The sequence below is a fragment of the Pseudomonas sp. P129 genome (genome assembly GCF_020312195.1).
Classification (GTDB): domain Bacteria; phylum Pseudomonadota; class Gammaproteobacteria; order Pseudomonadales; family Pseudomonadaceae; genus Aquipseudomonas; species Aquipseudomonas fragariae.
In genome coordinates this window covers 173,632-198,349 of sequence record NZ_JAGPYS010000006.1, presented here as the reverse complement: position 1 = coordinate 198,349, position 24,718 = coordinate 173,632, and the positions used below count along the sequence as shown (strand labels likewise).

Annotated in this window: 22 protein-coding genes, 2 tRNA genes and 1 pseudogene; 10 read left to right on the top strand and 15 right to left on the bottom strand. The window is 59.6% G+C overall.

The features are described 5' to 3' along the window. Window positions 1–101: 101 nt before the first annotated feature. From KBY02_RS16400 to recX, 3 genes are all read left to right on the top strand, one after another. Window positions 102–617, top strand: a complete 516-nt coding sequence (locus KBY02_RS16400) for a CinA family protein (protein WP_032656481.1) — start codon at window positions 102–104, stop codon at window positions 615–617. Window positions 618–710: 93 nt separating this feature from the next. Next, the gene (recA, locus tag KBY02_RS16395) at window positions 711–1,775 is read left to right on the top strand and encodes a recombinase RecA (protein WP_002554688.1); all 1,065 of its coding nucleotides are present in this window, start codon (window positions 711–713) and stop codon (window positions 1,773–1,775) included. A 5-nt stretch (window positions 1,776–1,780) separates the two neighbouring features. Then, on the top strand, window positions 1,781–2,248 hold the full coding sequence (recX, locus tag KBY02_RS16390; RefSeq protein ID WP_004406202.1) for a recombination regulator RecX: 468 nt from the start codon (window positions 1,781–1,783) through the stop codon (window positions 2,246–2,248). Between the two features lie 13 nt (window positions 2,249–2,261). On the opposite strand, the gene KBY02_RS16385 is transcribed toward recX, so the two are convergent. Next, window positions 2,262–3,374, bottom strand: coding sequence for an LOG family protein (locus KBY02_RS16385; protein WP_024639918.1), 1,113 nt, complete (start codon window positions 3,372–3,374; stop codon window positions 2,262–2,264). Window positions 3,375–3,567: 193 nt separating this feature from the next. Further along, window positions 3,568–3,984 carry a quorum-sensing-regulated virulence factor family protein gene (locus KBY02_RS16380; protein WP_004406195.1) on the bottom strand — a complete coding sequence of 139 codons (417 nt, stop codon included), beginning with the start codon at window positions 3,982–3,984 and terminating at the stop codon, window positions 3,568–3,570. 254 nt (window positions 3,985–4,238) lie between these two features. Between KBY02_RS16380 and KBY02_RS16375 the strand changes: the two genes are divergently transcribed. The 4 genes from KBY02_RS16375 (at window position 4,239) to KBY02_RS16360 (ending at window position 6,290) form a co-directional block, all read left to right on the top strand. Then, window positions 4,239–4,949: a tRNA-uridine aminocarboxypropyltransferase gene (locus KBY02_RS16375; protein ID WP_004406193.1), complete on the top strand. Its 711-nt coding sequence runs from the start codon at window positions 4,239–4,241 to the stop codon at window positions 4,947–4,949. A gap of 46 nt (window positions 4,950–4,995) precedes the next feature. Continuing rightward, the gene (locus KBY02_RS16370) at window positions 4,996–5,178 is read left to right on the top strand and encodes a hypothetical protein (protein WP_011266990.1); all 183 of its coding nucleotides are present in this window, start codon (window positions 4,996–4,998) and stop codon (window positions 5,176–5,178) included. Window positions 5,179–5,193: 15 nt separating this feature from the next. Beyond that, window positions 5,194–5,841, top strand: coding sequence for a response regulator transcription factor ErdR (erdR, locus tag KBY02_RS16365; protein ID WP_003319664.1), 648 nt, complete (start codon window positions 5,194–5,196; stop codon window positions 5,839–5,841). Window positions 5,842–5,924: 83 nt separating this feature from the next. Further along, on the top strand, window positions 5,925–6,290 hold the full coding sequence (locus KBY02_RS16360; RefSeq protein ID WP_003364775.1) for a diacylglycerol kinase: 366 nt from the start codon (window positions 5,925–5,927) through the stop codon (window positions 6,288–6,290). An 18-nt stretch (window positions 6,291–6,308) separates the two neighbouring features. Here KBY02_RS16360 and KBY02_RS16355 read toward each other — a convergent pair whose 3' ends face one another. Continuing rightward, window positions 6,309–7,235, bottom strand: coding sequence for a LysR family transcriptional regulator (locus tag KBY02_RS16355; RefSeq protein ID WP_003339525.1), 927 nt, complete (start codon window positions 7,233–7,235; stop codon window positions 6,309–6,311). Between the two features lie 123 nt (window positions 7,236–7,358). On the opposite strand from KBY02_RS16355, the gene fpr reads away from it, so the two are divergent. After that, complete coding sequence (fpr, locus tag KBY02_RS16350) at window positions 7,359–8,138, top strand: ferredoxin-NADP reductase (RefSeq protein ID WP_002554680.1); 780 nt, start codon at window positions 7,359–7,361, stop codon at window positions 8,136–8,138. A gap of 96 nt (window positions 8,139–8,234) precedes the next feature. Here fpr and tsaA read toward each other — a convergent pair whose 3' ends face one another. The 6 genes from tsaA to KBY02_RS16320 form a co-directional block, all read right to left on the bottom strand. Then, window positions 8,235–8,927, bottom strand: a complete 693-nt coding sequence (gene tsaA, locus KBY02_RS16345; RefSeq protein ID WP_104683841.1) for a tRNA (N6-threonylcarbamoyladenosine(37)-N6)-methyltransferase TrmO — start codon at window positions 8,925–8,927, stop codon at window positions 8,235–8,237. 10 nt (window positions 8,928–8,937) lie between these two features. Further along, window positions 8,938–9,399 (bottom strand): DUF1456 family protein, encoded by a 462-nt coding sequence (locus KBY02_RS16340; RefSeq protein ID WP_003409371.1) that lies wholly within the window; start codon window positions 9,397–9,399, stop codon window positions 8,938–8,940. Between the two features lie 79 nt (window positions 9,400–9,478). Continuing rightward, window positions 9,479–10,189, bottom strand: a complete 711-nt coding sequence (locus tag KBY02_RS16335; protein ID WP_104683843.1) for an rRNA pseudouridine synthase — start codon at window positions 10,187–10,189, stop codon at window positions 9,479–9,481. Window positions 10,190–10,281: 92 nt separating this feature from the next. Then, window positions 10,282–10,722, bottom strand: a complete 441-nt coding sequence (locus KBY02_RS16330) for a GNAT family N-acetyltransferase (RefSeq protein ID WP_024643239.1) — start codon at window positions 10,720–10,722, stop codon at window positions 10,282–10,284. Window positions 10,723–10,824: 102 nt separating this feature from the next. Beyond that, window positions 10,825–12,168 carry a 30S ribosomal protein S12 methylthiotransferase RimO gene (gene rimO, locus KBY02_RS16325; RefSeq protein WP_003415573.1) on the bottom strand — a complete coding sequence of 448 codons (1,344 nt, stop codon included), beginning with the start codon at window positions 12,166–12,168 and terminating at the stop codon, window positions 10,825–10,827. Between the two features lie 311 nt (window positions 12,169–12,479). Further along, complete coding sequence (locus KBY02_RS16320; protein WP_024659891.1) at window positions 12,480–13,571, bottom strand: catalase family protein; 1,092 nt, start codon at window positions 13,569–13,571, stop codon at window positions 12,480–12,482. Window positions 13,572–13,904: 333 nt separating this feature from the next. Here KBY02_RS16320 and KBY02_RS16315 point away from each other — a divergent pair, with 333 nt between their 5' ends. Further along, complete coding sequence (locus tag KBY02_RS16315) at window positions 13,905–15,800, top strand: potassium transporter Kup (protein WP_004406174.1); 1,896 nt, start codon at window positions 13,905–13,907, stop codon at window positions 15,798–15,800. 85 nt (window positions 15,801–15,885) lie between these two features. Here the strand turns inward: KBY02_RS16315 and KBY02_RS16310 are convergent, their stop codons facing one another. The 4 genes and pseudogenes from KBY02_RS16310 to KBY02_RS16295 form a co-directional block, all read right to left on the bottom strand. Continuing rightward, entirely contained in the window at window positions 15,886–17,220 is a 1,335-nt protein-coding gene (locus KBY02_RS16310) for a virulence factor family protein (RefSeq protein ID WP_004406171.1), read from the bottom strand. Beyond that, a pseudogene (gene mprF, locus KBY02_RS16305) lies at window positions 17,220–19,837 on the bottom strand (bifunctional lysylphosphatidylglycerol flippase/synthetase MprF). The gene KBY02_RS16310 and the pseudogene mprF overlap by 1 nt, the downstream one beginning before the upstream one ends. A gap of 374 nt (window positions 19,838–20,211) precedes the next feature. Continuing rightward, window positions 20,212–20,288: transfer RNA gene (locus KBY02_RS16300), tRNA-Met, on the bottom strand. A gap of 205 nt (window positions 20,289–20,493) precedes the next feature. Next, window positions 20,494–20,570 (bottom strand) — tRNA-Met (locus tag KBY02_RS16295). Window positions 20,571–20,831: 261 nt separating this feature from the next. Here KBY02_RS16295 and dinB point away from each other — a divergent pair. Next, window positions 20,832–21,896, top strand: coding sequence for a DNA polymerase IV (dinB, locus tag KBY02_RS16290; RefSeq protein ID WP_004406165.1), 1,065 nt, complete (start codon window positions 20,832–20,834; stop codon window positions 21,894–21,896). Between the two features lie 45 nt (window positions 21,897–21,941). Here dinB and KBY02_RS16285 read toward each other — a convergent pair whose 3' ends face one another. Together KBY02_RS16285 and KBY02_RS16280 are read right to left on the bottom strand one after the other, a co-directional pair. Beyond that, window positions 21,942–22,898 carry a lipoprotein gene (locus KBY02_RS16285; RefSeq protein WP_003390980.1) on the bottom strand — a complete coding sequence of 319 codons (957 nt, stop codon included), beginning with the start codon at window positions 22,896–22,898 and terminating at the stop codon, window positions 21,942–21,944. Window positions 22,899–22,963: 65 nt separating this feature from the next. Next, the gene (locus tag KBY02_RS16280) at window positions 22,964–24,679 is read right to left on the bottom strand and encodes a proline--tRNA ligase (RefSeq protein WP_004406161.1); all 1,716 of its coding nucleotides are present in this window, start codon (window positions 24,677–24,679) and stop codon (window positions 22,964–22,966) included. Window positions 24,680–24,718 lie beyond the last annotated feature (39 nt).

The following is a 24,718-nucleotide window of genomic DNA, read 5'->3' as shown; positions in this document are numbered from 1 at the left end:
AAAAGCCCGGGCGCAGGAAAAGTGACAAGTAAAGCAGCATGCTCAGTACCGTTGCGCGGCAGGTGCGCGGCTCCAGGATTCACCTTTACAGGCTTTCCAGCATGAACGATTACACCGTGAGTGAGATAACCGGGCTTGCCGATACGCTTGGCAGGCTTCTCGACGCAATGAACGCGCAAGTGACCACTGCCGAATCCTGTACGGGGGGCGGAATCGCCGAAGCGATCACGCGCATTGCCGGCAGCTCGGCGTGGTTCGAAGCCGGTTACGTGACCTATTCGAACGCCCAGAAGACCCGTCAGTTAGGGGTGCCCGAGGTATTGTTCGAACAGGTCGGGGCGGTCAGCCAGCCGGTCGTCGAAGCCATGGTGCGAGGCGCGCAGCGTGAAAGCGGTGCACGATTCGCCGTCGCGGTCAGCGGTGTCGCAGGCCCCGGCGGCGGTTCGCCGGACAAACCGGTCGGTACTGTGTGGCTGTGCTGGGGCAAGGATGATGTGTCGGTCAGCCGCTGTTACCGGTTCGATGGCGACCGTGATCAGGTTCGTCGACAGACGGTCGGAGCCGCGCTGCACGGGCTGATACAGCTTGCGCGCGGAGAAATGCCAAAACAGGGGTAGGCGCGCGCTCACTGCTGTGGAATAATACTGTCTACTTATACAGGTGTTGTGGCCATCAAGGCCCTAATTGAATTTGATTACGTGAGGACTTCAATGGACGACAACAAGAAGAAAGCCTTGGCTGCGGCCTTGGGTCAGATCGAGCGTCAGTTCGGTAAAGGCGCCGTGATGCGCATGGGCGATCACGATCGCCAGGCGATCCCTGCCATCTCCACCGGTTCGCTGGGTCTGGATATCGCTCTCGGTATTGGCGGACTGCCAAAAGGCCGGATCGTGGAAATCTACGGTCCTGAGTCTTCCGGTAAAACCACACTGACGCTGTCGGTCATCGCCCAGGCCCAGAAAATGGGCGCTACCTGCGCCTTTGTCGACGCCGAGCACGCACTGGATCCGGAGTACGCAGGCAAGCTGGGCGTCAATGTCGACGACCTGCTGGTTTCGCAGCCGGACACTGGTGAGCAGGCGCTGGAAATCACCGACATGCTGGTGCGCTCCAATGCCATCGACGTGATCGTGGTCGACTCCGTTGCTGCGCTGGTGCCGAAGGCAGAGATCGAAGGCGAAATGGGTGACATGCACGTGGGTCTGCAGGCGCGTCTGATGTCGCAGGCGCTGCGCAAGATCACCGGCAACATCAAGAACGCCAACTGCCTGGTGATCTTCATCAACCAGATCCGCATGAAGATCGGCGTGATGTTCGGCAGCCCGGAAACCACCACCGGTGGTAACGCGCTGAAGTTTTACGCTTCGGTACGCCTGGACATCCGTCGTACGGGCGCGGTCAAGGAAGGCGATGAAGTTGTCGGCAGCGAAACCCGCGTCAAGGTTGTGAAGAACAAGGTGGCTCCGCCGTTCCGTCAGGCCGAGTTCCAGATTCTTTACGGCAAGGGTATCTACCTGAACGGTGAAATCGTCGATCTTGCCGTTCTGCATGGTTTTGTCGAGAAGTCCGGTGCCTGGTACAGCTACCAGGGCAGCAAGATTGGTCAGGGCAAGGCCAACTCGGCCAAGTTCCTGGCAGATAACCCGGAAATCTGCAAAGCGCTCGAGAAGCAGATCCGCGACAAACTGCTGACCCCTGGCGTCGACACCAAGGCTGTCGGCTCCCGTGAAGCAGTGGCTGCCGATGATATGTCTGAAGCAGATGTCGATATCTGATAGACATGCCTGCCGTACTCGATACACCTGTCGCCGTCAGGCGCACTGCAATGGACCTGCTCGCACGTCGCGAGCACGGTCGAGTCGAGCTGACGCGTAAACTGCGTCAGCGCGGCGCTCCCCCCGAGCTTATCGATGCCGCCCTTGATCGCCTGGTCGAGGAAGGTCTGCTCTCTGAATCCCGCTACCTTGAAAGCTTCGTGTCTTACCGGGCACGTTCGGGCTACGGTCCTGTTCGTATTCGCGAAGAGCTTGGTCAGCGTGGCTTGCAACGTGCCGACATTGAGCAGGCGCTCAGGGACTGCGGTATTGATTGGCAGGAGAAGCTTTACGAGCTTTGGCAGCGCAAGTTTGCCGGTGCTCTGCCTGTCGATGCGCGCGAGCGAGCCAAACAGGGGCGTTTTTTGAGTTATCGAGGCTATCCGCTGGAAATGATCGGCCGCTTGTTAAGCGGCCGTGGCGGAGATGACTGATATATCGGGGCGTTTACTGTGGCGCCCGTTTCTGAGCTGCGTCCCTGGTCGCTGAAGCGTCTTCCCAGTTTTCCTGTTGGTTGATGTAATCCACCAGTTCACGAAGCCTGCCCTGATTGCGGCCTGTGAAGGTGAACGCCAGTCGTGTCAGGTGACTGAACTGCGCTTCATCGTGTTCTTCGCCCTGATAACTGTGCTGGTGAAAGTTTTCATTGATGCACAAGTCAGCGAACGCTTCCTGCATGTGCTCCAGAGCTTGCTCGCTCAGCGCATGATGCATACGGATCACGAACTTGTTTTTCAGCCAGCGGCTGGAATGGAAGTTGGCGTAAAACCGGTTGATCTCTTGCACCGCTTCGTCGGCGCTGTAAACCAGCCTCATCAGCTTCATGTCGGCTGGCAGAATGTAGTGATTGTCCTGCAACTGGTGCTTGATGAAGTCCAGCGCACCTTGCCAGAAACTCCCGCCAGGCGTGTCCAGCAATACCACAGGCACCAACGGGCTTTTGCCGGTTTGTATCAACGTCAGCACTTCCAGGGCTTCGTCCAGAGTTCCGAAGCCGCCTGGGCATAGCACCAGCGCGTCGGCTTCCTTGACGAAGAACAGCTTGCGCGTGAAGAAGAAATGGAAGGGCAGCAGGTTTTCGCTGCCCTCTACCGTCGGGTTGGCATGCTGTTCGAAGGGCAGGGTAATGTTGAACCCGAGGCTGTGTTTCAAGCCTGCACCGGCATGGGCTGCCGCCATGATGCCGCCGCCTGCGCCGGTGATGACCATCATGTCGGAGCGGGCCAGTTTTTCTCCCAGCTCTCTGGCCTGGGCGTACAGCGGATGTTCCATTGGTGTACGAGCGGAGCCGAAGACAGTGACTTTGCGGCGGCCCTTGAAGCGCTCTAGCACCCGAAAGGCTTTGTCCAGTTCGCGCAGGGTCTGCAGCGTTATCTTGACGTCCCAGCGGTTACGGTCATCCTGGGCCATGCGCAACACGGTGAGCATCATGTCGCGGTACAGCGGAAGGTTTTTCGTGCCCGGAGCCACCTCATTGATGTGCTCTTCAATCTTGCTGGTCAGGTCGAGACCGTCGCTTTGAAAGTGTCGGGATAGAAGATCGTCAGGTACATACGGCATTCGAGATTTTTCCTCCTGCAGGATCGATGGCCCGGTGGGGCGTGTTGAATCGATGATGTCCCGGTTTGCAGAGAAAGGCTACCCATTCCCTGTTCATTGCCAGGGTGGATTGGTTGCAGGATGTCTTGAGTACTGCTCGAATGACGCGCCTGAAGAACAGGCGCGCGGGGGGAGGCTACATGTCGGGCGTGGCTTATTGCTTGGGCTTTACAGTGCAGTCGGAAGCCTGAAAGGTCTGCGTCGCAACCGGGCGGTTGGTCTTGTACTCGGTGAACTGATACTTGAGTACGGCACCCTTGGTCATCAACTGGCGAAAACCATTGTTGTGGCACACGCTATTGCCCAACTGGTTGCGCATCACGTCCGGGTTGGCGCGCATCTGCTGAGCCTGGCCTTCACGAACGCTCAGGTGGTTGATCAGCTGGTTGCCGCTGACGGTATAGCCCTGATCGAGGATGTCTTCGTTGATCGCTCTCGGCGTGCCGACACTGCTTTCCTTAGCGACTTTTTCCAGCATCTTGCTGAGTTCGAACTCCTGTTTCGACGCCGCCTGGGCGCACAGTGGAGTAACGAGCAAAAGCGTAAGGGTGGGTACGATAAGGCGCAGCATTAAACTCTCCTGATTAAGTCACTGGCCGTTGGACCAGCGACTTCAAAGTGCGTTCCGGGCAGCCCACCGATAGCGCGGGGTGCTGTGGCGCAGCAGTATAGAGCAGGAGTCTTCCTCGGGCCTAGACTCTGGACGAAAAGAGGCTGCCGTACCGAAAGCGCGTTGAAGTGCCGGGGCTCTGATAAACTGCGCGCACTTTAGTCCTGCCGAGTCTTTGTGGTGTCGATGTATCTCCCCCGCAGGTGTGTCCTGTAATGAGCCATGCCGTGTCCCGCCTGCGCGATGAGCGTCTGGCCCGCAGTACCAGGCCTTTTATTGCCCGAGGCTCGCGCGCGCCGCGCTGCCCGGAATGCCGGGTGATCTCCAGCTATTGTCTGTGCGAATGGCGACCCAGCGTCGCTGCCGACTCAGGCATCTGCCTGCTGATGTATGACACCGAGCCCTTGAAGCCGACCAACACTGGTTGGCTGATCGCCGATGTCATCCAGGACACTCATGCCTTCCTCTGGTCGCGGATAGAGGTCGATGAGCAATTGCTCGCCTTGCTGGACGACCCGCAGTGGCAGCCCTACATCGTCTTTCCCGGAGAATTTGTCGCCGAGGAGCGCGTGGTCAACAGGGTCTCGCGCCTGGATGGCAAGCGCCCGCTGTTCATTCTGCTGGATGCCACCTGGACCGAAGCACGCAAGATGTTTCGCAAGAGCCCGTATCTGGAGCGGTTTCCGGTCTTGAGTCTGGAGCCCGAGCAGATCTCGCGTTACCGTTTGCGTCGATCGAGGCGTGACGATCACTTCTGCACGGCGGAAGTGGCCGCCCTGTGTCTGGAACTGGCCGGTGACGCCAGTGCCAGCGGAGTGCTGGATGCTTATCTGGACGTGTTCAGCGCTCATTACCTGGGCGCCAAGTACCAGAACCCGATCGATCCCGACGACGCGGCGCATACCCACTTGAAGGCGTTCATTTGAAGGCTGTTCATAACCAGGGGCTGCCGAACTGCACGGGTTTGGCTAATTGCCATCTATGTTCCCGGGTATCGACGCTTCGCGCTTGACCGTCATGGCCATGCTGGGCATGCTTGGCGCCGCCTGGAAGCCGATTCATCTGGTCTGGCAGGGCACCGGGGCCCGCTTCGGGTTTCGCACTGTGCGTTCGCCAGCCTTGCTGGGCGGCCGAGTCTTCGGCCCCTCACTATAAAAACAGGATCATTACATGACCTACGACATCCTGATCGCTGATGATCATCCCCTGTTTCGCAGTGCGCTGCATCAGGCGCTGAGCATTGGCCTGGGGCCTGACGCACGGCTGGTCGAGGCAGAAAGCATTGCCCAGCTTGAGTCGCGCCTGGGGGAGAAGGCTGATTGGGATCTGGTTCTGTTGGACCTGAACATGCCAGGGGCCTACGGCTTCTCCGGGCTGGTCCTGTTGCGTGGCCAGTACCCGCAGATACCGGTGGTGATGGTCTCGGCGCAGGAAGAAGCCTCCATCGTGGTGCGCTCCAGAGAGTTTGGTGCCAGCGGCTTCATTCCCAAATCCAGCTCGCTGGAAGTCATTCAGCAGGCGGTACGCACGGTGCTTGACGGTGACGTCTGGTGGCCGCCGCAGGTCAATGAAGTGATCAGTGTTTCAGACGAAGCAAAGGCTGCCAGCGCAGGCCTTGCCAGCCTGACGCCTCAGCAGTTTCGAGTGCTGACGATGGTCTGTGAAGGCTTGCTGAACAAGCAGATCGCTTCCGAACTCAGCGTGTCCGAAGCGACCATCAAGGCACATGTCACAGCCATTTTCCGCAAGCTTGGCGTACGCACGCGTACCCAGGCAGCATTGTTGTTACAGCAGCTTGAGTCCATTTCGTCCAGCTGACGGCTTTCAGGTTGCGAGCATTCACGCTTTTTTGACCTTTATTGCCTTAGCTTTCCTCATCTTTTTTACACAGCAGCCTCTCTATGTCGCCCTTCAAAGGCCAAACCGGTCTGAAACGTATTCTTAATGCCGCGGGTTATTCACTGGACGGTTTGTGCGCAGCCTTCAAAGGTGAAGCGGCTTTCCGCCAGTTGGTACTGCTCAACGTGGTCCTGGTCCCGCTGTCGTTTTTCCTGCACGTCAGCAAGGGCGAGCATGCCCTGCTGGTTGCCGTGTGCCTGCTGGCGCTGATCGTGGAGCTGCTCAATTCGGCCGTAGAGGCGGCCATTGACCGCATCTCGCTGGACCTGCACCCGCTGTCCAAGAACGCCAAGGACATGGGCAGTGCTGCCCAGTTCATCGCCCTGAGCATGATCGGCCTGGTGTGGGCGATCATTCTGCTGGGCTGACGCCTTTGGTACAGATCGTCAATACAGGCTGGGCAGCACGATCTCGTCGCTGCGCTGCACCCCGGCGGTGAACGCGCGGCACAGTTCGAGAAACTCGCGCATGGCCGAGGTCTGGTATTTCTGTTTGTGCCAGATGAAGTAGAACTGCCTGGCCAGGTCCAGCTCGGGCGTAGCCAGTTCGACCAGATTGCCGCGACGAAAGGCATCACGCAGCGCCAGTCTGGAAATGCAGCCAATGCCCAGCCCGGATTCGACTGCGCGTTTGATGGCTTCGGTGTGCTCAAGCTCCAGTCGGACATTCAGCCCGTTACGGTGATGACGCATCGCCTGATCGAACGTCAGGCGTGTGCCTGAGCCCTGTTCCCGAAGTATCCAGGCTTCATGGGTCAGCTCTTCCAGGGTTACCTGGGCGCGCTTGGCCAGCGGATGCTGCGGGGCGCAGAACACCACAAGTTCGTCTTCGACCCAGGATTGCACTTCGATGTCCGGGTGGCTGCAATCGCCTTCGATGAGGCCCAGATCGATCTCGTAGTGCGCAACCTGTTGCACGATATGCGCCGTGTTCTGGACATGTAGCTTGACCTGGCTTTCCGGATGGCGCTGCATGTAGCCGCCGATCAGCAGGGTCGCCAGGTAATTGCCGATCGTCAGCGTCGCCCCGACCGCCAGTGAACCGAAGCCTGATTTACCGTTGAGCAGGTCTTCGATTTCCTTGGCCTGATCGAGCAGCGCGACGGCTTGGGGCAGCAATTGTCTGCCGGTGGCGTTGAGGCTGAGGCGCTTGCCGGCACGGTCAAACAGCTGGCAGCTCGATTGGCGCTCCAGCTCGGTGATGGAGGTGCTGGCAGCCGACTGCGAAAGCGAAAGCAGCACTGCGGCCTTGGAGACGCTTTCCTGCCGGGCGACGGCCACAAATACCTGGAGCTGACGGAGAGTAAATCGCATATCTATATAACCGATAACCTATATCTTGATAATTCATTTAACAGATATTGTGTCTGCCACTAGAATGTCGCGCAATAGCGCAGTGCTTCTGCGCGCACTATTTTTTCAGGAGTCCTCACGTACATGAGCAACATGAACCACGAGCGTGTCCTCAGCGTCCACCACTGGAACGACACCCTCTTCAGTTTCAAGTGCACCCGCGACCCTGGTTTGCGTTTCGAGAACGGTCAGTTCGTAATGATCGGTCTGCAGCAGCCAAACGGTCGTCCGCTCATGCGCGCCTATTCGATTGCCAGCCCGAACTGGGAAGAGCATCTGGAGTTCTTCAGTATCAAGGTGCCTGACGGCCCGCTGACTTCCCAGTTGCAGCACCTCAAGGAAGGCGACGAGATCATCATCAGCAAGAAGCCTACGGGTACGCTGGTGCTGGACGATCTCAAGCCAGGCAAGCATCTTTACCTGCTGAGCACCGGTACCGGCCTTGCGCCGTTCATGAGTGTCATCCAGGATCCCGAAACCTACGAGCGTTTCGAGAAGGTCATCCTCTGCCACGGCGTGCGTTACGTGAACGAAGTCGCCTATCGCGAATTCATCACCGAGCACCTGCCGCAGAATGAATTCTTCGGTGAAGCGCTGCGTGACAAACTCATCTACTACCCGACGGTCACCCGCGAGCCTTTCGAGAACGAAGGTCGTCTGACCGACCTGATGCGCAGTGGCAAGCTGTTCAGCGACATCGGCCTGCCGCCGATCAACCCGCAGGACGACCGTGCCATGTTGTGCGGCAGCCCGAGCATGCTCGACGAGACCAGCGAAGTGCTCAACAGCTTCGGCCTGACCGTTTCGCCGCGTATGCGTGAGCCGGGCGACTATCTGATCGAGCGTGCATTCGTCGAGAAGTAAGCCGCCTGCACAAGACCCGCCTCGTCCTTGAGTGGATCAGGCGGGTTTTTGTTGCGCGGGATTTGTTGCCCCGATCAGTTCAGATCAGCAGCAGCCTCAGGCGAGCTGCACTTCAAGCACGCAAATCACGCCGGCCTGCGGGTAGTGCCAGCGCACGTCCAGATCCCAGAACTGAGCACCATAGCGACGTTCCGGCGTGGGCAGCTGATAGGCCGGGCGCGGGTCCTGGGCCAGGCACTGCTCGATCAGTTCGACCAGCGGCTCGTTCAGGCGCAACGCGTGTTCACGAGCCTGTTGCAGCGCGGCCTCCTGCCAGCGCACCGGTATCAGGTCTGGCGCAGCACTGGCGATGTGGTTGGTCGCGTCGGCGATTGCGTCGGCGTAGGGCACATAGGGCTTGATGTCCAGCACCGGCGTGCCATCCAGCAGGTCGATGCCGGACAGCCAGAGTCGCCCGGGCTCGACCTTGTCCAGCTTGACCACCGACTGGCCGATGCCATTGGGGCGATGGGTTGCGCGGGTAGCGAACACGCCCATCGACTGGTTGCCACCCAGGCGCGGCGGGCGCACCTTCAGGCGTGGCTTGTCTTCCAGCGTCAGGTGGAACAGAAACAGCAGCCAGACGTGACTGACCTGTTCCAGCCCCTGAACCGCTTCACCCTGATCGAACGGTGCCACCAGCTCCAGCACGCCGCGTGCCGCCGGTGCCAGCTGTGGCTGGCGCGGGATGGCGAACTTCTCCTTGAAGCAGGAGCGCACGAAGCCGACAGGGGAGACGTTGTAGCTCATCGGGACCGATTCAGCCACGCACGCGCAGGGTCAGGCCCTTGAGGAAATTGCGCAGCAGTTGATCGCCACAGGCGCGGTAGTTGGTGTGTCCGACCTTGCGGAACAGGGCGCTCAGTTCTGGTTTGGAAACCGGGAAGTCGACTGATTTGAGGATGGCGTGCATGTCGTCTTCTTTCAGTTCGAACGCCACGCGCAGTTTTTTCAGGACGATATTGTTGGTGATCGGCAAATCGATCGCCTGTGGCGGACGGCTGTCGTCCTTGCCACGCTTGAAGTAGACCAGGCCATCGAGGAAGTGCGCCATGATTTCATCGCTGCAATCCAGGTAGCCTTCTTCTTCCTCTTTTTTCATGAAGGCGATGACATCGCTCTTCGACACTTCAAAACCGGTCAGTGCGGTGATCTCGACAATCTTGCTGTCGCTGATATCGAGCATGTAGCGCACGCTGCGCAGTACATCGTTGTTCATCATGAGGCGTGTTTCCTGATAAGTCGTAGGGCAGCGCATGACGGTGCGCATGCGCGCTGTAATAAGGTGGGTGGCGCGAGGGTCAGAATTTTTCCTTGGCCGTCATGTAGCGCCACTGGCCCTCGGGCAGTTTGCCCATGGACACGCCGCCGATGCGGATGCGGCGGATGGCGACGATCTTCAGGCCGACGGCCTCGCACAGCAGGGCGATGATGCCGGGCTGCGGATTTTTCATTGCAAAGCGCAGGCGGTTCTCGTTCTGCCAGCTGGCTTTCACGGCTGGCAGCTCCTTGCCTTTGTAGGTCAGGCCGTGGTTCAGCCGATTGAGGCCGTGAGCAACCATCTCGCCCGAGATTTCCACCACGTATTCCTGCTCGATCTTGCTGCGGTCATCGGTGAGCTTGCGCAGGATTTTCCAGTCCTGGCTGAATACCATCAAGCCGCTGGCGTTGGCCTGCAGGCTTGAAATCGCCTCAAGGCGCATGAAATGGCCCTTGAGCGGACGCTTGCTGTAGCTATGCTCTACGGAGAGCGTGCCCGGCGTGATCATCTGCAAAGCCTCTTCGGCGCTTGCCGAGGCGGGTTTGTGCAGGATGATCGTCACAGGCTCCGGAGAGTCGGCCTTGGCATCCGGGCTGAGCTCGATTTTCTGGGTGGTGACCTTGAAGTGCGGCTCTTCGATGACCTCGCCGTCCACAGTGACCCAGCCACCCTCGATAAACAGTTCGGCCTCCCGGCGGGAGCAACCGACCAGCTCGATAAGGCGTTTGGAAAGGCGAATGGGGTCTGTCATGACAAAAAAGCCGTTTGCTAAAATAAAGTCGCCATTGTAACCGCCCGGCGACGGTTAATCGCGGCAACATTGCATTTGCGCTGCAATCGGTGTCAGTTACGACTGATCAGGCGCATTCTGAGCATGGGGTAAGGCTGGCCCAGACCATCGATTTCAGAGCGGCTGACAACCTCGAAACCATGCCTGCGGTAAAACCCCAATGCCTGCGTATTCTGCTCGTTGACGTCCAGCTCGCGGATATTGAACTGCTCGATTGCATGAGTCAGCAACTGCGTGCCCAGCTTCTGGCCGCGATGGTCCGGGTCGATGAACAGAATATCCAGACTGTCCTTGTGTGCACCCGCAAAGCCGGTGATGTTGAGCTGCTCATCCCTTGTACAGAACAGGGTCACACTGCCCAGATACTGCGGCAGCAGCCCCTTGAGCCGGGTGATGTAGGCGTCTGGCAGAAAGTCATGGGTCGAGCGCACCGAGCGTTCCCATACCTCGGTCAATTCCGGGTAATCATGGGTATCCGGTGTGTATAGCTGCATATCGCGTCCTCCTTTAAGCCGGTCCAGGATAGACAACAGCCAGAGACGAAAAAGCCCTGCCGGTTAAAGGGCAGGGCTTTCGCTTGCGACCAGGGAGAGCGCTTAGAGCATCTCGGCCCACAGGTCGTATTCGTCGGCATCGGTCACTCGGCACATGATCTTGTCGCCGGGCTGAACGGTGCTGCCGTCTTCCAGGCCGATGAACACGTTGCCGTCGATTTCCGGGGCGTCGAAGAAGCAGCGGCCCACGGCACCCCGATCGTCGACTTCGTCGATCAGCACTTCGATTTCCTTGCCGATCTTCATCTGCAGGCGCGCAGCGCTGATTGCCTGCTGATGAGCCATGAAGCGATCCCAGCGATCCTGCTTGACGTCGTCCGGCACGATGGCCGCGTCCAGCAGATTGGCGGGCGCGCCTTCAACCGGCGAGTACTGGAAGCAGCCAACCCGGTCCAGCTGCGCTTCGGTCAGCCAGTCCAGCAGGTACTGGAAGTCTTCTTCGGTTTCACCGGGAAAGCCGACAATGAAGGTCGAACGGATGATCAGGTCCGGGCACTGCTCACGCCAGTTCTTGATGCGCGCCAGGGTCTTGTCTTCGAAGGCCGGACGTTTCATCAGCTTGAGGATTTTCGGGCTGGCGTGCTGGAACGGGATGTCCAGGTACGGCAGGATCTTGCCCGCGGCCATCAACGGGATCAGTTCGTCGACGTGCGGGTACGGGTAGACATAGTGCAGGCGCACCCAGACACCCATCGAGCCCAGCGCCTGGCACAGCTCGGTCATGCGGGTTTTGACCGGCTGACCGTCCCAGAAACCGGTGCGGTATTTGACGTCAACGCCATAGGCGCTGGTGTCCTGGGAAATGACCAGCAGTTCCTTTACGCCGGATTTGACCAGGCGCTTGGCTTCGTCCAGTACATCACCCACCGGGCGGCTGACCAGCTTGCCGCGCATCGACGGGATGATGCAGAAGCTGCAACTGTGGTTGCAGCCTTCGGAAATTTTCAGATACGCGTAGTGGCGCGGAGTCAGTTTGACGCCTTGTGGCGGCACCAGGTCGATCAACGGATTGTGATCCTGGCGGGGCGGCACGACATCATGCACCGCGTTGACCACCTGCTCGTACTGCTGCGGGCCGGTCACCGACAGCACGCTCGGATGCACATTGCGAATGACACTCGCATCGACGCCCATGCAGCCGGTCACGATGACCTTGCCGTTTTCCTTGATGGCTTCGCCGATCACTTCCAGCGACTCGGCCTTGGCCGTATCGATGAAGCCACAGGTGTTGACCACCACCACGTCGGCGTCCTCGTAGGTCGCAACGACTTCGTAACCTTCCATGCGCAGCTGGGTCAGGATGCGTTCAGAGTCAACGAGTGCCTTTGGGCAACCCAGTGAAACGAATCCAACCTTGGGGGCGGACGGCGTGGTGACGGTGGACATGGCAAACCTCGGCGTGAAGGGCGCCCGGACGCGAAGCGCAGGCGCTGACTGGGCGCTTGCTGCGCCTCTGATCAAAAAGTGCGCAATTCTAGCGGCGAGTGGGCAGGATGACCAGCGTTTGCATGAGAATTACGACGTACGCGAGACGCAGCCAGGGCCAGCGCTTGACGAGCCGATCGCATCACGACCGGCAGTAACGCCGGCACACGCAGTGTATTGAGGGAAATAGCCGATGTTGCAAAGGGCGGCAGTGACAGTTTGAATGAAGTCCAGGCCCGACTGCGCAGGCCTGGACTGGCTGTCACATGCTCTCAGCGCCGCGGTTCATGCATCGGGCAGCCGTTGTGCTGGCTGCGAAAGCCCGCCGAGTGTTCATAGGCCGGTTTGCGCACGCGCATGACGCCGCCCAATGGACGATGCGCCTCAAGGCCATGCCACGGGCTGAATGCCATGGCTTCGTCGATTTCCTGGACGTTTTGCTCCGACCACGATGACTGGCGGGGCACATCGATTCGAGCCACGGTTACGTAAGGACTGAGGTCTTCCGGCCAGATCGCCGAGGCGTCCTCGATCGGCATTTTCTCCAGGTCCGTGGCCAACTGGACGCGCACTTCCCAGCTGGCATCGTGTTCAAGAAAGAACGCTTTGACTGCTTCGCGCAGACCGTCCGGGTTGTCTTTCAGGTCCACAGCCTTGTCGGTCAGTGCAATCAATTCGGCGCAGACCGGCACGACACTGAGTTTGGCGTAGTAGGGGCCGTACAGAAACGGTACGACGGTGTAGAACGTCTCGCCCAGGATGTGGGTCATCGGGTGCCCGCCGAGACTTCTCAGCGTGCCACTTTCGCCCCCGGCAGACTCGATCACCGACTCGATGCCGCGCAGGACGGCAGACAGCGCGCGTTTCATGCTCGGCGCCTTGTCGGTGGTCTTGGCCAGCAACTTCAGGGTCTTCAAGAACGCTTTGGGGTCCTTGGCAGTAAACGCCTTGGCGTTTTGCATGACAAAGTCCTGGGTGGTTGCCTCTGCGCTGCCGGGCAAGCGCGGGCCTTCGACGCCGACCAGTTTGATGGCCAGGCCTCGAGGCGTTGATACCTTGTCGTCGAGAATGTCGCCCGGATTGGTCGAGAATCTCATGACAACCGGGAAGTTGCCGGGCCTGGCGAAGGCACCCTGGGCCAAAGGCTCGGGCAGGTCGCCGTACACTTGAATCTGCCCGTGAAGCAAGCCGTGAGCCTTGGCATGCACACTGCGAATGGCGTGCCCTGTATCTTGATAAGTGGTCTCGAGGATGGAGTGCATGGCTTCGACCAGCTCTTTGCTGGTCTGCGCTTCATCATCCGGAACGACTTCAAATGAGGGCTGGAAGGGTAAAGGCTGGACAGTCAGGTTTTGTGTGGTCATCAGAGCATCTCGGTCAGAGGTAATCAGGGGGCCCGGGCGTCGGTGCGGTTCTTGAAGACCCCTGATGCGGCAGGCTTAACTAATGACCGGCCGATATTTTTGTCGTTCCATGAGAAACGCTGCCTCGAAAAACGCCTTCAACAGGCAGTGATCAAGGCGTGGTGGCAGGTCGGATCGTTGCGACGATCTGCGTTTCACCAAGAATTACGACGAGTGCTGCGTTATGCTTCGCGCCATCGCGCCGAGGCATGTCAATGTCTGGCTGAATCTGAATTGTTACGCCTTGTGATGTTCTCAGTGTTGAACCTCATGTCTGGTTTCCGGGAGTAGTGGATGAGTCAAGCAAACAGTCATGCGGAGGCCGGAGGCGCTGCCAAGCCCATCGGGCTGCTGATCGCCGCGGTAGGGGTGGTTTACGGCGACATTGGCACCAGTCCGCTGTACACCCTCAAGGAGGTGTTTCAGGGTGGTTACGGTGTGGACGTGACCCATGACGCGATTCTCGGCGTGCTGTCGCTGATCTTCTGGTCGCTGATCTGGGTGGTTTCGTTCAAGTACATGGCGTTCGTCCTGCGTGCCGATAACCAGGGTGAGGGCGGCATCATGGCGCTGATGGCCCTGGCGCGGCGCGCTTCGGCCAAGCATCCCCGGCTGCAAATGATGATGGTGGTATTCGGCCTGTTCGGCGCCGCATTGTTCTACGGTGACAGCATGATCACCCCGGCGGTTTCGGTGTTGTCGGCGATGGAAGGGCTGGAGCTGGCGTTCGATGGCCTCGATCACTGGATCGTGCCCATGGCGCTGATTGTGCTGGTGGGGCTGTTTCTGATTCAGCGTCATGGCACCGCGCGTATCGGTGTGCTGTTCGGCCCGGTCATGGTGACCTGGTTTCTGGTGCTCGGTGCGCTGGGGGTCTACGGCATCATGCAGTCGCCGGAAGTGCTGAAAGCGGTCAACCCGGCATGGGGCGTGAATTTCTTCATTATCCATCCGGGCATTGGTGTGGCCATTCTGGGGGCTGTGGTGCTTGCCCTGACCGGTGCCGAAGCGCTGTATGCCGACATGGGCCACTTCGGTCGCAAGCCGATTTCACGCGCGTGGTTCATCCTTGTGCTGCCTGCGCTGCTGCTCAACTATTTCGGTCAGGGTGCGCTGGTGCTGGGCAATCCTGAAACGGTTCGTAACCCGTTCTACCTGCTGGCGCCGGGCTGGGCGCTGCTGCCCCTGATCGGCCTGTCGACGATGGCGACCATCATTGCCTCGCAAGCGGTGATCTCCGGCGCCTTCTCGATGACGCTGCAGGCGATCCAGCTGGGCTACATTCCGCGCATGCACATCCAGCACACCTCCAGCGACGCGCAAGGCCAGATCTACATTGGTGCCGTCAACTGGGCGCTGATGGCGGGTGTCATTCTGCTGGTGATCGGCTTCGAATCGTCTGGCGCGCTGGCGTCTGCCTACGGCGTCGCGGTGACCGGAACCATGCTCTGCACCACCATTCTGGTGTCGACGGTCATGCTGATGCTCTGGAAATGGCCGCCATTGCTGGCTGTTCCGTTGCTGATCTGCCTGCTGCTGGTGGACGGTCTGTTCTTCGCGGCCAACGTGCCGAAGATCTTCCAGGGCGGGGCCTTCCCGGTACTGGCGGGCGCGGTGTTGTTTATCCTCATGACCACCTGGAAGCGCGGCAAGCAGTTGCTCGCGGAGCGAATCGACGAGGGCGGCCTGCCATTGCCGATCTTCATCGGCAGCATTCGCGTCCAGCCGCCGCACCGGGTACAGGGCACGGCAGTGTTCCTGACTGCACGTTCGGATGCCGTACCCCATGCGCTGTTGCATAACATGCTGCACAACCAGGTGTTGCACGAGCAAGTGGTGCTGTTGACCGTGGTATATGAAGATTCGCCGCGTGTGCCGTCCGCTCAGCGCTTCGAAGTCGAATCCTATGGCGAAGGTTTCTATCGGGTGATCCTGCACTTCGGCTTTATCGATGAGCCTGACGTACCGGCTGCGCTGGCCTTGTGTCACTTGCCGGAGCTGGACTTCAGTCCGATGCGCACCACGTACTTCCTCAGCCGCGAGACCGTGATCCCGTCCAAGATGGATGGCATGGCTCGCTGGCGTGAAGCGTTGTTCGCCTTCATGCTCAAGAACGCCAACGGCAACCTGCGCTTCTTCAAGCTGCCGTTCAACCGGGTGATCGAGTTGGGTACGCAAGTGGAGATGTAAGCGTTAGCCGGGTTGTCCGGCAGCGCAGATAAAAAAATCCCGGCCACCTCACGGTGCCGGGATTTTTTTGTCGCAGACTGTGGCGTTACTGAGCGGCAGTCTTGCCCTGACGCTTGTTGATCGCGTCGATCAGACGTTTGGCCAGCGCCGGATAGTCCTCATCGAAGTGATGACCGCCTGGCAACTGAACCGCTTCGCCGACGGCGGTGGTGTCAGTGCAACCGCTGTCTTTCTTCTCTTCGACGCCGTAAACGCAGAACACCTTGGCGGCTGGCAGCTTGGCCATTTCCTGTCCGGTGGTGGCTTCCTTGCCTGCGTTGCCAAGCCAGCCGTCGACGTGAATCTCGAAGCTGCCAGTGCGCGCGAAGGCCAGCAGAATGATCGCGTCGACCCGATTCTGATCGTCTGCGGCCAGGCGATTGTAGATAGCCGGCATGACGTCAGCACCGAACGAGTAGCCCGCCAGAATGAAGCGCTTGGTGCCCCACTTCTGACGGTAGTGGTTCATCAGGTCGGTGAGGTCGACGGCGGTCTGTTCCGGTGTCTTGTGTTCCCAGTAGTAGCGCAGTACGTCGATGCCCACCACCGGGTAGCCCATCTTGGCCATGTCGCCGGCCACGACCTTGTCCAGGTCGCGCCATCCGCCGTCACCGGACATGAACAGCGTCACGGTGTCGGAAGGCTGGCTGGCCGGAACTTCGACCGTCGGTATACCCAGTCCGCCACTGTCATTCTCGCCGAGCAACAGATGACGAAGTTCGGTATTGAGCACCTGAGGCAACGGGATGTCGTAGTCGCTGATGCTGGTGTCGGCGTTGCTCTGATCGCGCACGAACGCTGCGCTCGGATCATCCGGCGCGTCGTTCCAGGCGGCCAGCCAGTGACCGTGCGCAGCCTTCTGCGGCAGCGGCACGTCGCAGATCTGCGGCGGCTTTTCGTCCTCCTCCACAACGGGCGGCGGATTAGACACGTGCTCGAGCGCAAAACCTACGGAAATGGCCTGCGCCTGGTCATCGGTCTGCCCGGCCAGCCAGCGCCAGGCCAGGGTTGCGCCCGGGCCTATGCCACCGACGACCTTTGCCGGGCCGTCGAGCTTCGTCAGAGCGTCCTGAAAGGTCTTCTGTTGCAGGACGCAGTCGTCCTTGGGCAGCACCACCTGAATGATGCGTGCCGACGCATCCTTGCTGATCGCCAGCAATTGCTTGTCGCTCAGCATGTCTTCAGCGGTGACGGCCAGTGCGATACGGGTCTTGATGCTGGTGGCCGGCGTTACGCTGGTCAGCGGCGCGCCCCCGTCAAGGTTCGAGTGTTCCAGTGATGCGGGCGGAGCGGGGCGGGTCCAGACCCAGACTCCCAGCGCCACGATTAAAAGAACAATTACCAGAGCTGCGAGCAAAAGGCGCCAGGAGCGTCGAATCATCAGCGTTTCACCAATCCAGTCAGGCCGCCCGCAATCAGGGCGGCGGTGTCAGCCAGTGCCACGAGCGGATCGAGTCCGGCAGGCACGGCCATATAACGAGGTTCCCAATCGGGCTGGAACTTGTCCTTGAAGCGACGCAGCCCCTGGAAGTTGTACAGCTGTTCGCCACGGCGGAAGATCATCGAACCCAGACGCTGGGTGATGGGTGCGCCACGTCGTGGCTGCAGACCCGACAAAGGCACCATGCCCAGGCTGAAGCGCGCGTAGCCCTGGGCTTTGTAATGCAGAATCAGGCCGACCATCATGAATTCCATGGTCAGCTTGGGTGCATCCGGGTGGGAGCGCATCAGGTCCAGGCTGGCCAGTTCCGGGCTGGTGGTTTCCAGCAGGTTGGAGAACGCAACCGGCTTGCCCTGGAAGTGCACGATGGCAATGCGGAAGTACTTCAGGTACTCAGTGCTGAAACGGCCCAGCGAAAAGCCTTTTTCGCGGACATTCTTGCCCGTCAGCCAGGCGTCGGAAATCACTTTCAGCTCGTCGATCGGCGCCTGGCCCGGTTCGTAGATCTCCAGCGAAAGACCGTCGCGGCCACCCCGGTTCCAGGTGTAACGCAGGTCTTTCATCTCCTTGCCCTTGGCGTCGATGTCGAAGCGATGCAGGTCGACGCGCGCTTCTTCACCCAGCTTGATGGCCGTGAGACCGATGTCCATGTAGAACGGCAGGTTTTCTGCACGTACCTGATAGAACACCGGGCGCGCATGGTGCACGTCGCACAGGTCGCGGAACTGCCAGATCAGCTCGGCACGCTGTTGTGTGGGGCCGATCGGGTCGTAAAGTGCTACCAGACTGCGGCCGCGATGCGAGTACATCAGGAACGCATTGCCGGCCGGATGGAACAGGATCGCCTTGTCGCCGGTGAGCACCAGGCCGCCATCGGGCTGTTTGGAGGCCTTGAGGATCTCGGCCGCCTTGTCCAGATCTGCGGCGTCGGGCAGCTTGATGACCGGTCTGGCAGTACGCAGTAACCAGGTCAGCGAAACCACTACCAGCAGCACGGCGCTGCCGAGCGCCGAACGCAGGCCGCGCGGGGCGTCTGCATCGAGGGTGAACTGCCACCACAACTGGTGACTGTAGGGCACGTCCTGATAGGCGAACAGCAGCAGCCAGATCGAGGCACCGACCACGCAGATGCTGGCAATCAGGTAGACCGGCGAGAACGGCAGCTCCAGCAGGCGGCTTGGACGGTAGAACGAACGGCGGAAGGTCAGCAGCAGGCAGGCGGTCAGCAGCAGCATGCTGGCTTCTTCCCAGTCGAAGCCCTTGAGTATCGACAGCACTGCACCTACCAGCAGCAGGATAGAGGTCAGCATCCAGGCAGCCGACAGCCGGCGACGCAGGCCCTGGGCGAGCAGCAGGCACAGCACGCCCACCAGACTGGCTCCAAAGTGCGACGCATCGATCAGTCGATGCGGGATCATGAAGCCGACGTTTTCCAGACGGGTATCGATTTCAGGGGTGGCACCAGAGAAGAGCAGCACCACCCCCGACAAGAAAACCAGTAGTGCCAGAATCGGTGCCGCCAGTCCTGAGGCGACGCGCATGGCCTGCCTGGTCGGCAGCAGGCGCTGAGCCTCGGTGAACAGCAGGGTAAGGCAGGCCAGCAGCAGCGGCAGGATCACGTAGATCAGGCGGTACAGCAGCAGTGCAGCGGCGAGCGGCGCGGCACCCAGTTCGTTGGCAAAGGCTGCGAGCAGAATCGCCTCGAACACGCCGACGCCACCAGGCACATGGCTGAGCACGCCAGCAGCGAGCGCCAGCAGGTAGATAAGGATGAATGCACCCAGCGGCGGCGCATGCGGCAGCAGCAGGTACAGCACCATCGCTGCGGCGGCGACGTCCAGCGCGGTGATCACCAGCTGAATCAGCGTCAGCTTCAAATCCGGCAGGCGCAAGGTGCGACGACCGAGACGAACCAGAATATTGTGCGGGATGTCCTGTTCCGGCAGGCGTCGACGGTAGATTAACACCGCCAGCAGCAGGCTGCCGATCAACACCGCTGTAGCGACTACAGCCAGCACGTCGACGGGAAGCTTGAGGGCCAGTGACGCGCCTGACAGGTTGCTCAGCGTGGCCAGTGCAGCCAGCGGCGGCAGCGCACAGCCCAGTGACAGGCTGGCGAACACGGTCATGCGGGCGATTTCAATTGCGCCTACGCCATGGCGTGAATAAAGCCTGTAGCGCACCGAGCCACCGGACAGCATCGACAGGCCGACCGCATTGCCGATGGCAAATGAGGTGAAGCCGCCGAGAAGCAGCGTCTTGATAGGCAGGTCGACATTGGCGTATCGACTGGCGGACAGTTCATAGCCCATCAGAATGATATAGCCGACGATTGCCGCGAGCAGCGCACCGCCCAGGGCGGGCAGGGGGACTGCGAACAGCGAGTCGTGCAGCGCATACCAGTCCATTTCGACCAGCATGTGGCGGCAGGCTATAAGGGCCAGGCTGAACAACAGCAGCATCACCGCCAGCCCGATGGGCTGTCGGTATTTGCTCAGCAGCTCCCGCCAGTTATGGCGCGGTGGGCTGACGGGTTGCTCTGCATCAATGGTTTCATTGGAATCGGACATGTTGTCGCGCATCAATCACTCCTTGGATCGTGCGCGACAGGATGGAGGTATGCAGCCAAGTTACCAATCCCTACGCAGAAAATATTTCAGGATGTTAGCGCGTCAACGTCTAACGAGCGAATGGCGAATCGAGCCGGGTGATGCTGTTCAGCTACGGTTCAGTCGTGATTCAGCTTAGTAACACCTATCGGCAGCGCACGCAAAAACTGTCGTAAATGCACGCATTACGTTACAGATGTGATGATAGGGTTTCAAAGGGCTTTGGAAATAGTCTTTTTTGTCAGACAGTTAGCCGTTGCCCGCGCTACTTTTTTACCGGAAACAAAAAAGGCCACTCTTTCGAGTAGCCTTTCTTGATGTTTGGTTGCGGGAGCCGGATTTGAACCGACGACCTTCGGGTTATGAGCCCGACGAGCTACCAGACTGCTCCATCCCGCGTCTGTGTGGCGGCATTCTACAGCCGAACGCTGAAGTGTCAACCCTTAATCCGCAAAGCATGCAAATGAATAGCAGATTGTGCACATTGTGCACGCTCTATAGCCAAGGCAGAGGGCCACGGCGGCGTGCAGGTCAGGGCTTGAGAAGAGGGCTTTTCAGGCACGCACAAAAAAGGCCACTCTTTCGAGTAGCCTTTTCTGATGTTTGGTTGCGGGAGCCGGATTTGAACCGACGACCTTCGGGTTATGAGCCCGACGAGCTACCAGACTGCTCCATCCCGCGTCTGTGTGGCGGCATTCTACAGAGAGATGACAAGGTGTCAATGGTTAGTTTTAAAAAAGTGCTTTTTCTTCAAACGCTTAGCGGATCCAAATGATCGATCTGCACGGCATCGGCGCTTGCATGACGGGGCTTTGCAGCTGTTTCGGTCATGCGTGATGGGCTTTTGACTACTTTTCGTGGCGGCCTTTCGCATCATTGGATGTTACTTGGCGGCACGAATGAGATACTGCCCGGCCATTGATTGCAAAATCCCATCAGGTCATGACGCAGCGCAAAATCATCCACATCGACTGTGACTGCTTTTATGCAGCCATTGAAATGCGTGACGAGCCCGACCTCGCCGGCAAACCGTTGGCGGTAGGCGGCTCTGCGGAGCGGCGCGGGGTGATTGCGACCTGTAATTACGAGGCGCGCGCCTATGGCGTGCGTTCGGCCATGTCGTCCCGGCATGCGCTCAAGCTCTGCCCGGACCTGACCATCGTCAAGCCGCGCATGGATGCCTATAAAGAAGCATCGCGGGAAATCCACACGATCTTTCGCGATTACACCGACCTGATAGAGCCGCTGTCTCTGGATGAGGCCTTTCTGGATGTGTCCGAGGCCGGGCACTTTTCCGGCAGCGCCACGCGCATCGCGCAGGACATCCGTCGTCGGGTCTCGAATCAGTTGCACATCACCGTGTCGGCGGGCGTTGCGCCCAACAAGTTTCTCGCCAAGATCGCCAGCGATTGGAAAAAGCCCAACGGGTTATTCGTCATTACGCCGGATCAGGTCGAGGAATTCGTCGCTTCCTTGCCGGTCACCAAGCTTCATGGCGTAGGCAAAGTCACCGCAGACAAACTCGGCCGGCTGGGTATCGTCGACTGCGCCGACCTGCGAAGCCGCAGCAAGCTCGCGCTGGTCCGGGAATTCGGCAGCTTCGGTGAGCGCCTCTGGAGTCTGGCGCACGGCATTGATGACCGACCGGTGCAGAATGACAGCCGACGTCAGTCAGTCAGCGTTGAAAATACCTACGACACGGATCTGCCTGATCTGGCGGCCTGCCTGGAAAAGCTGCCCGACCTGCTGGAAACCTTGAGTGGCCGGATGGCCAGAATGGAAGGGCAGTACCGGCCCGGCAAGCCGTTCGTCAAGGTGAAGTTTCATGACTTTACGCAGACGACTCTGGAGCAGTCCGGAGCCGGAAGGGATCTGGGCAGTTATGAACAGTTGCTGGCTCAGGCGTTCGCCCGCGGTGGCAAGCCGGTCAGGTTGCTGGGCATAGGCGTGCGCCTGCACGACCTGCGTGCAGCCCATGAGCAACTGGAATTGTTCTCTCGACAATGACTGGCCGCGGTTAAACGCCGCGGCCTTTCATGTTGCGGGCTTTTTTTACTGGCTCTGGGCAGGAACGGCGACCAGGCGGCCAGCGTCTCTGGCGAGCGACTTGAGAAATTCACCCTGCAGTTGCGGGTCGTTGCGCGTCAGTTCGATCAGGTTCTGTTCCAGCTCGCTGGCTTCTTCTTCCAGTCCCATGTCAGAAAGACGTTTGACGCGATGCACCCACTGGCTGACCTCATCATCTTCAAGGTCGTCGTAGATCAGGGCGTGCGCCTCCAGCAACTTGCCGCGTAGCGAATGGCTGATTGGCAAACTGGCGCTCGTGTGCGCGCTGTCCTGATCGTCTTCGACATTGATATAAATGCGCGTTATGCGGCTCAGGTCCTGTTCGGCAAACGGACTGTCCAGCAGGTTCAGGCGCAGGATGCCGTTGCGGTCGGTGCTCATTTCGTGAGTTTCATTGCCAGCCTTGACCATCACCGGGCGTTCATTCCAGGGCAGGGTGGAGTTCTCGATCCGCTTGTCCTTCTGAACTTCGTCGATGCTCGCCAGATTCTGCTCGGCGCGACCGTGGGACGGGGCGTTCATGAACGGGTTCAGACCTGCCACGCCATAGTGAATCCAGTCCTTGGTCATGCTTTCCGGCAGATTACCCAGCGCAAACACGTTGACCACGTTAGCCCCGACACCTGCGACAACAGCGACTGCGCCGAGGGGGATCTCGTAGACCTCCCGCCACGGTTGGTAAGGCGTATAGCGGTCATAGTGGCGGGTGACTTCAAAGTCGGTGACCTCGAACGATTTGTGCTCGTGAATCCGCACGCGGCGTTGCGGCAACTCCAGTGTCTTGGGTTCGCCGATATCGACTTGCAGGGTGTGTTCGAGCAGTTTGCGTTCGACTCGCTCCTCGTGCTCGCTGCGCTGAGAGAGCTGGTTGGCACAGCCGCCGACGAGAAATGAGCCGCACAGAACGGCGCTGCCGAGGCTTAGGGTGCTTCGTTTGAGCATGGGATCTCTGATGCGGATTGGGCGAGTGAAGAGCGGCGCACCTGCGAGCAGGTGCGCACGTTGACTCAGCGGTTCACTTTGCCCTGGATGAACGACAGCACGTCCGCGACCGCAATGGCTTGCGGTTGCGATTCGGTACGGCTCTTGTATTCCAGATTACCTTCGGCCAGGCCTCGGTCACTGACCACGATACGGTGCGGGATACCGATCAGTTCCATGTCGGCGAACTTGATGCCCGGGCTGGTCTTCTTGTCGCGGTCGTCGAGCAGTACTTCAAAACCGGCAGCCGTCAGGTCGGCGTAGAGTTTGTCCGTCGCTTCACGAACGGCGTCCGTCTCGTAGCGCAGCGGGACCAGCGCAATCTGGAACGGCGCGAGGGTGTCGTTCCAGATGATGCCGTTTTCGTCGCTGTTCTGTTCGATGGCAGCGGCAACCACTCGGGAAACACCGATGCCGTAGCAACCCATCGCCAGATTGACCGGCTTGCCGTTTTCACCCAGCACCTGGCACTTCATCGCTTCGCTGTACTTGGTGCCCAGCTGGAAGATGTGACCCACTTCGATGCCGCGCTTGATTTCCAGCGTGCCCTTGCCGTCCGGGCTTGGGTCGCCCGCAACCACGTTGCGCAGGTCGGCAACGGTCGGAACCGGCAGATCGCGCTCCCAGTTGACGCCGAAATAGTGTTTGTCGTCGATGTTGGCACCGACGCTGAAGTCGCTCATCAGCTCGACAGAGCGGTCGATGATGCACGGCAGTGGCAGGTTCAATGGGCCCAGTGAGCCCGCGCCTGCGCCGATGGCGTCGCGCAGTTCGGCTTCGGACGCCATGACCAGCGGATTGGCGACCTGTTCCAGCTGACTGGCCTTGATTTCATTGAGCTCGTGATCGCCGCGGATGATCAGGGCGATCAGCTTGCCTTCTTCGGCAGCACGCACCACCAGGGTCTTGACGGTTTTCTCGATTGGCAGACCGAAACCTTCGACCAGTTGGGCGATGGTCTTGGTGTTCGGCGTGTCGATCAGACGCAACTCTTCGGTCGCGGCAGGGCGCGTCTTCTCGCGAGGAATCGCCTCGGCCTTTTCGATGTTGGCTGCGTAATCGGAGCCGTCGCTGAACACGATATCGTCTTCGCCGGATTCGGCCAGTACGTGGAATTCGTGCGAGCCTGCGCCACCAATCGAGCCGTTATCCGCTTCGACCGGGCGAAACTTCAGGCCCAGTCGGGTGAAGATGTTGCTGTACGCCAGATGCATGCGGTCGTAGGTGACCTGCAACGATTCGTGATCGGCATGGAACGAGTAGGCGTCTTTCATGACGAACTCGCGTCCACGCATCAGGCCGAAGCGTGGGCGGATCTCGTCACGGAATTTGGTCTGGATCTGGTACAGGTTGATCGGCAGCTGTTTATAGCTGTTGAGCTCATTGCGTGCCAGATCGGTGATGACTTCTTCGTGGGTCGGGCCCAGGCAGAACTCACGGTTGTGGCGGTCGACCAGACGCATCAGCTCCGGGCCATACTGCTCCCAGCGTCCGGATTCCTGCCACAGTTCTGCGGGTTGAATGCCGGGCATCAGAATTTCGAGTGCGCCTGCGGCGTCCATTTCTTCACGAACGATGGCTTCGACCTTGCGCAGTACGCGCAGGCCCATCGGCAGCCAGGTGTAGAGGCCGGAGGCCAGCTTGCGAATCATGCCGGCGCGCAGCATCAGCTGATGGCTGACCACGACCGCATCGGAAGGGGTTTCTTTCTGTGTGGCGAGCAAAAATTGACTGGTGCGCATGGTTGGCCGTTGTCGGTTGCTGAGACAGGAAATGACCTG

Excerpts from the sequence above, each read along its gene's own strand:
- KBY02_RS16400 (WP_032656481.1), top strand. The coding sequence starts at position 102 with ATGAACGATTACACCGTGAGTGAGATAACCGGGCTTGCCGATACGCTT.
- recA (WP_002554688.1), top strand. The coding sequence starts at position 711 with ATGGACGACAACAAGAAGAAAGCCTTGGCTGCGGCCTTGGGTCAGATC.
- recX (WP_004406202.1), top strand. The coding sequence starts at position 1,781 with ATGCCTGCCGTACTCGATACACCTGTCGCCGTCAGGCGCACTGCAATG.
- KBY02_RS16385 (WP_024639918.1), bottom strand. The coding sequence starts at position 3,374 with ATGCCGTATGTACCTGACGATCTTCTATCCCGACACTTTCAAAGCGAC.
- KBY02_RS16380 (WP_004406195.1), bottom strand. The coding sequence starts at position 3,984 with ATGCTGCGCCTTATCGTACCCACCCTTACGCTTTTGCTCGTTACTCCA.
- KBY02_RS16375 (WP_004406193.1), top strand. The coding sequence starts at position 4,239 with ATGAGCCATGCCGTGTCCCGCCTGCGCGATGAGCGTCTGGCCCGCAGT.
- erdR (WP_003319664.1), top strand. The coding sequence starts at position 5,194 with ATGACCTACGACATCCTGATCGCTGATGATCATCCCCTGTTTCGCAGT.
- KBY02_RS16360 (WP_003364775.1), top strand. The coding sequence starts at position 5,925 with ATGTCGCCCTTCAAAGGCCAAACCGGTCTGAAACGTATTCTTAATGCC.
- KBY02_RS16355 (WP_003339525.1), bottom strand. The coding sequence starts at position 7,235 with ATGCGATTTACTCTCCGTCAGCTCCAGGTATTTGTGGCCGTCGCCCGG.
- fpr (WP_002554680.1), top strand. The coding sequence starts at position 7,359 with ATGAGCAACATGAACCACGAGCGTGTCCTCAGCGTCCACCACTGGAAC.
- tsaA (WP_104683841.1), bottom strand. The coding sequence starts at position 8,927 with ATGAGCTACAACGTCTCCCCTGTCGGCTTCGTGCGCTCCTGCTTCAAG.
- KBY02_RS16340 (WP_003409371.1), bottom strand. The coding sequence starts at position 9,399 with ATGATGAACAACGATGTACTGCGCAGCGTGCGCTACATGCTCGATATC.
- KBY02_RS16335 (WP_104683843.1), bottom strand. The coding sequence starts at position 10,189 with ATGACAGACCCCATTCGCCTTTCCAAACGCCTTATCGAGCTGGTCGGT.
- KBY02_RS16330 (WP_024643239.1), bottom strand. The coding sequence starts at position 10,722 with ATGCAGCTATACACACCGGATACCCATGATTACCCGGAATTGACCGAG.
- rimO (WP_003415573.1), bottom strand. The coding sequence starts at position 12,168 with ATGTCCACCGTCACCACGCCGTCCGCCCCCAAGGTTGGATTCGTTTCA.
- KBY02_RS16320 (WP_024659891.1), bottom strand. The coding sequence starts at position 13,571 with ATGACCACACAAAACCTGACTGTCCAGCCTTTACCCTTCCAGCCCTCA.
- KBY02_RS16315 (WP_004406174.1), top strand. The coding sequence starts at position 13,905 with ATGAGTCAAGCAAACAGTCATGCGGAGGCCGGAGGCGCTGCCAAGCCC.
- KBY02_RS16310 (WP_004406171.1), bottom strand. The coding sequence starts at position 17,220 with ATGATTCGACGCTCCTGGCGCCTTTTGCTCGCAGCTCTGGTAATTGTT.
- dinB (WP_004406165.1), top strand. The coding sequence starts at position 20,832 with ATGACGCAGCGCAAAATCATCCACATCGACTGTGACTGCTTTTATGCA.
- KBY02_RS16285 (WP_003390980.1), bottom strand. The coding sequence starts at position 22,898 with ATGCTCAAACGAAGCACCCTAAGCCTCGGCAGCGCCGTTCTGTGCGGC.
- KBY02_RS16280 (WP_004406161.1), bottom strand. The coding sequence starts at position 24,679 with ATGCGCACCAGTCAATTTTTGCTCGCCACACAGAAAGAAACCCCTTCC.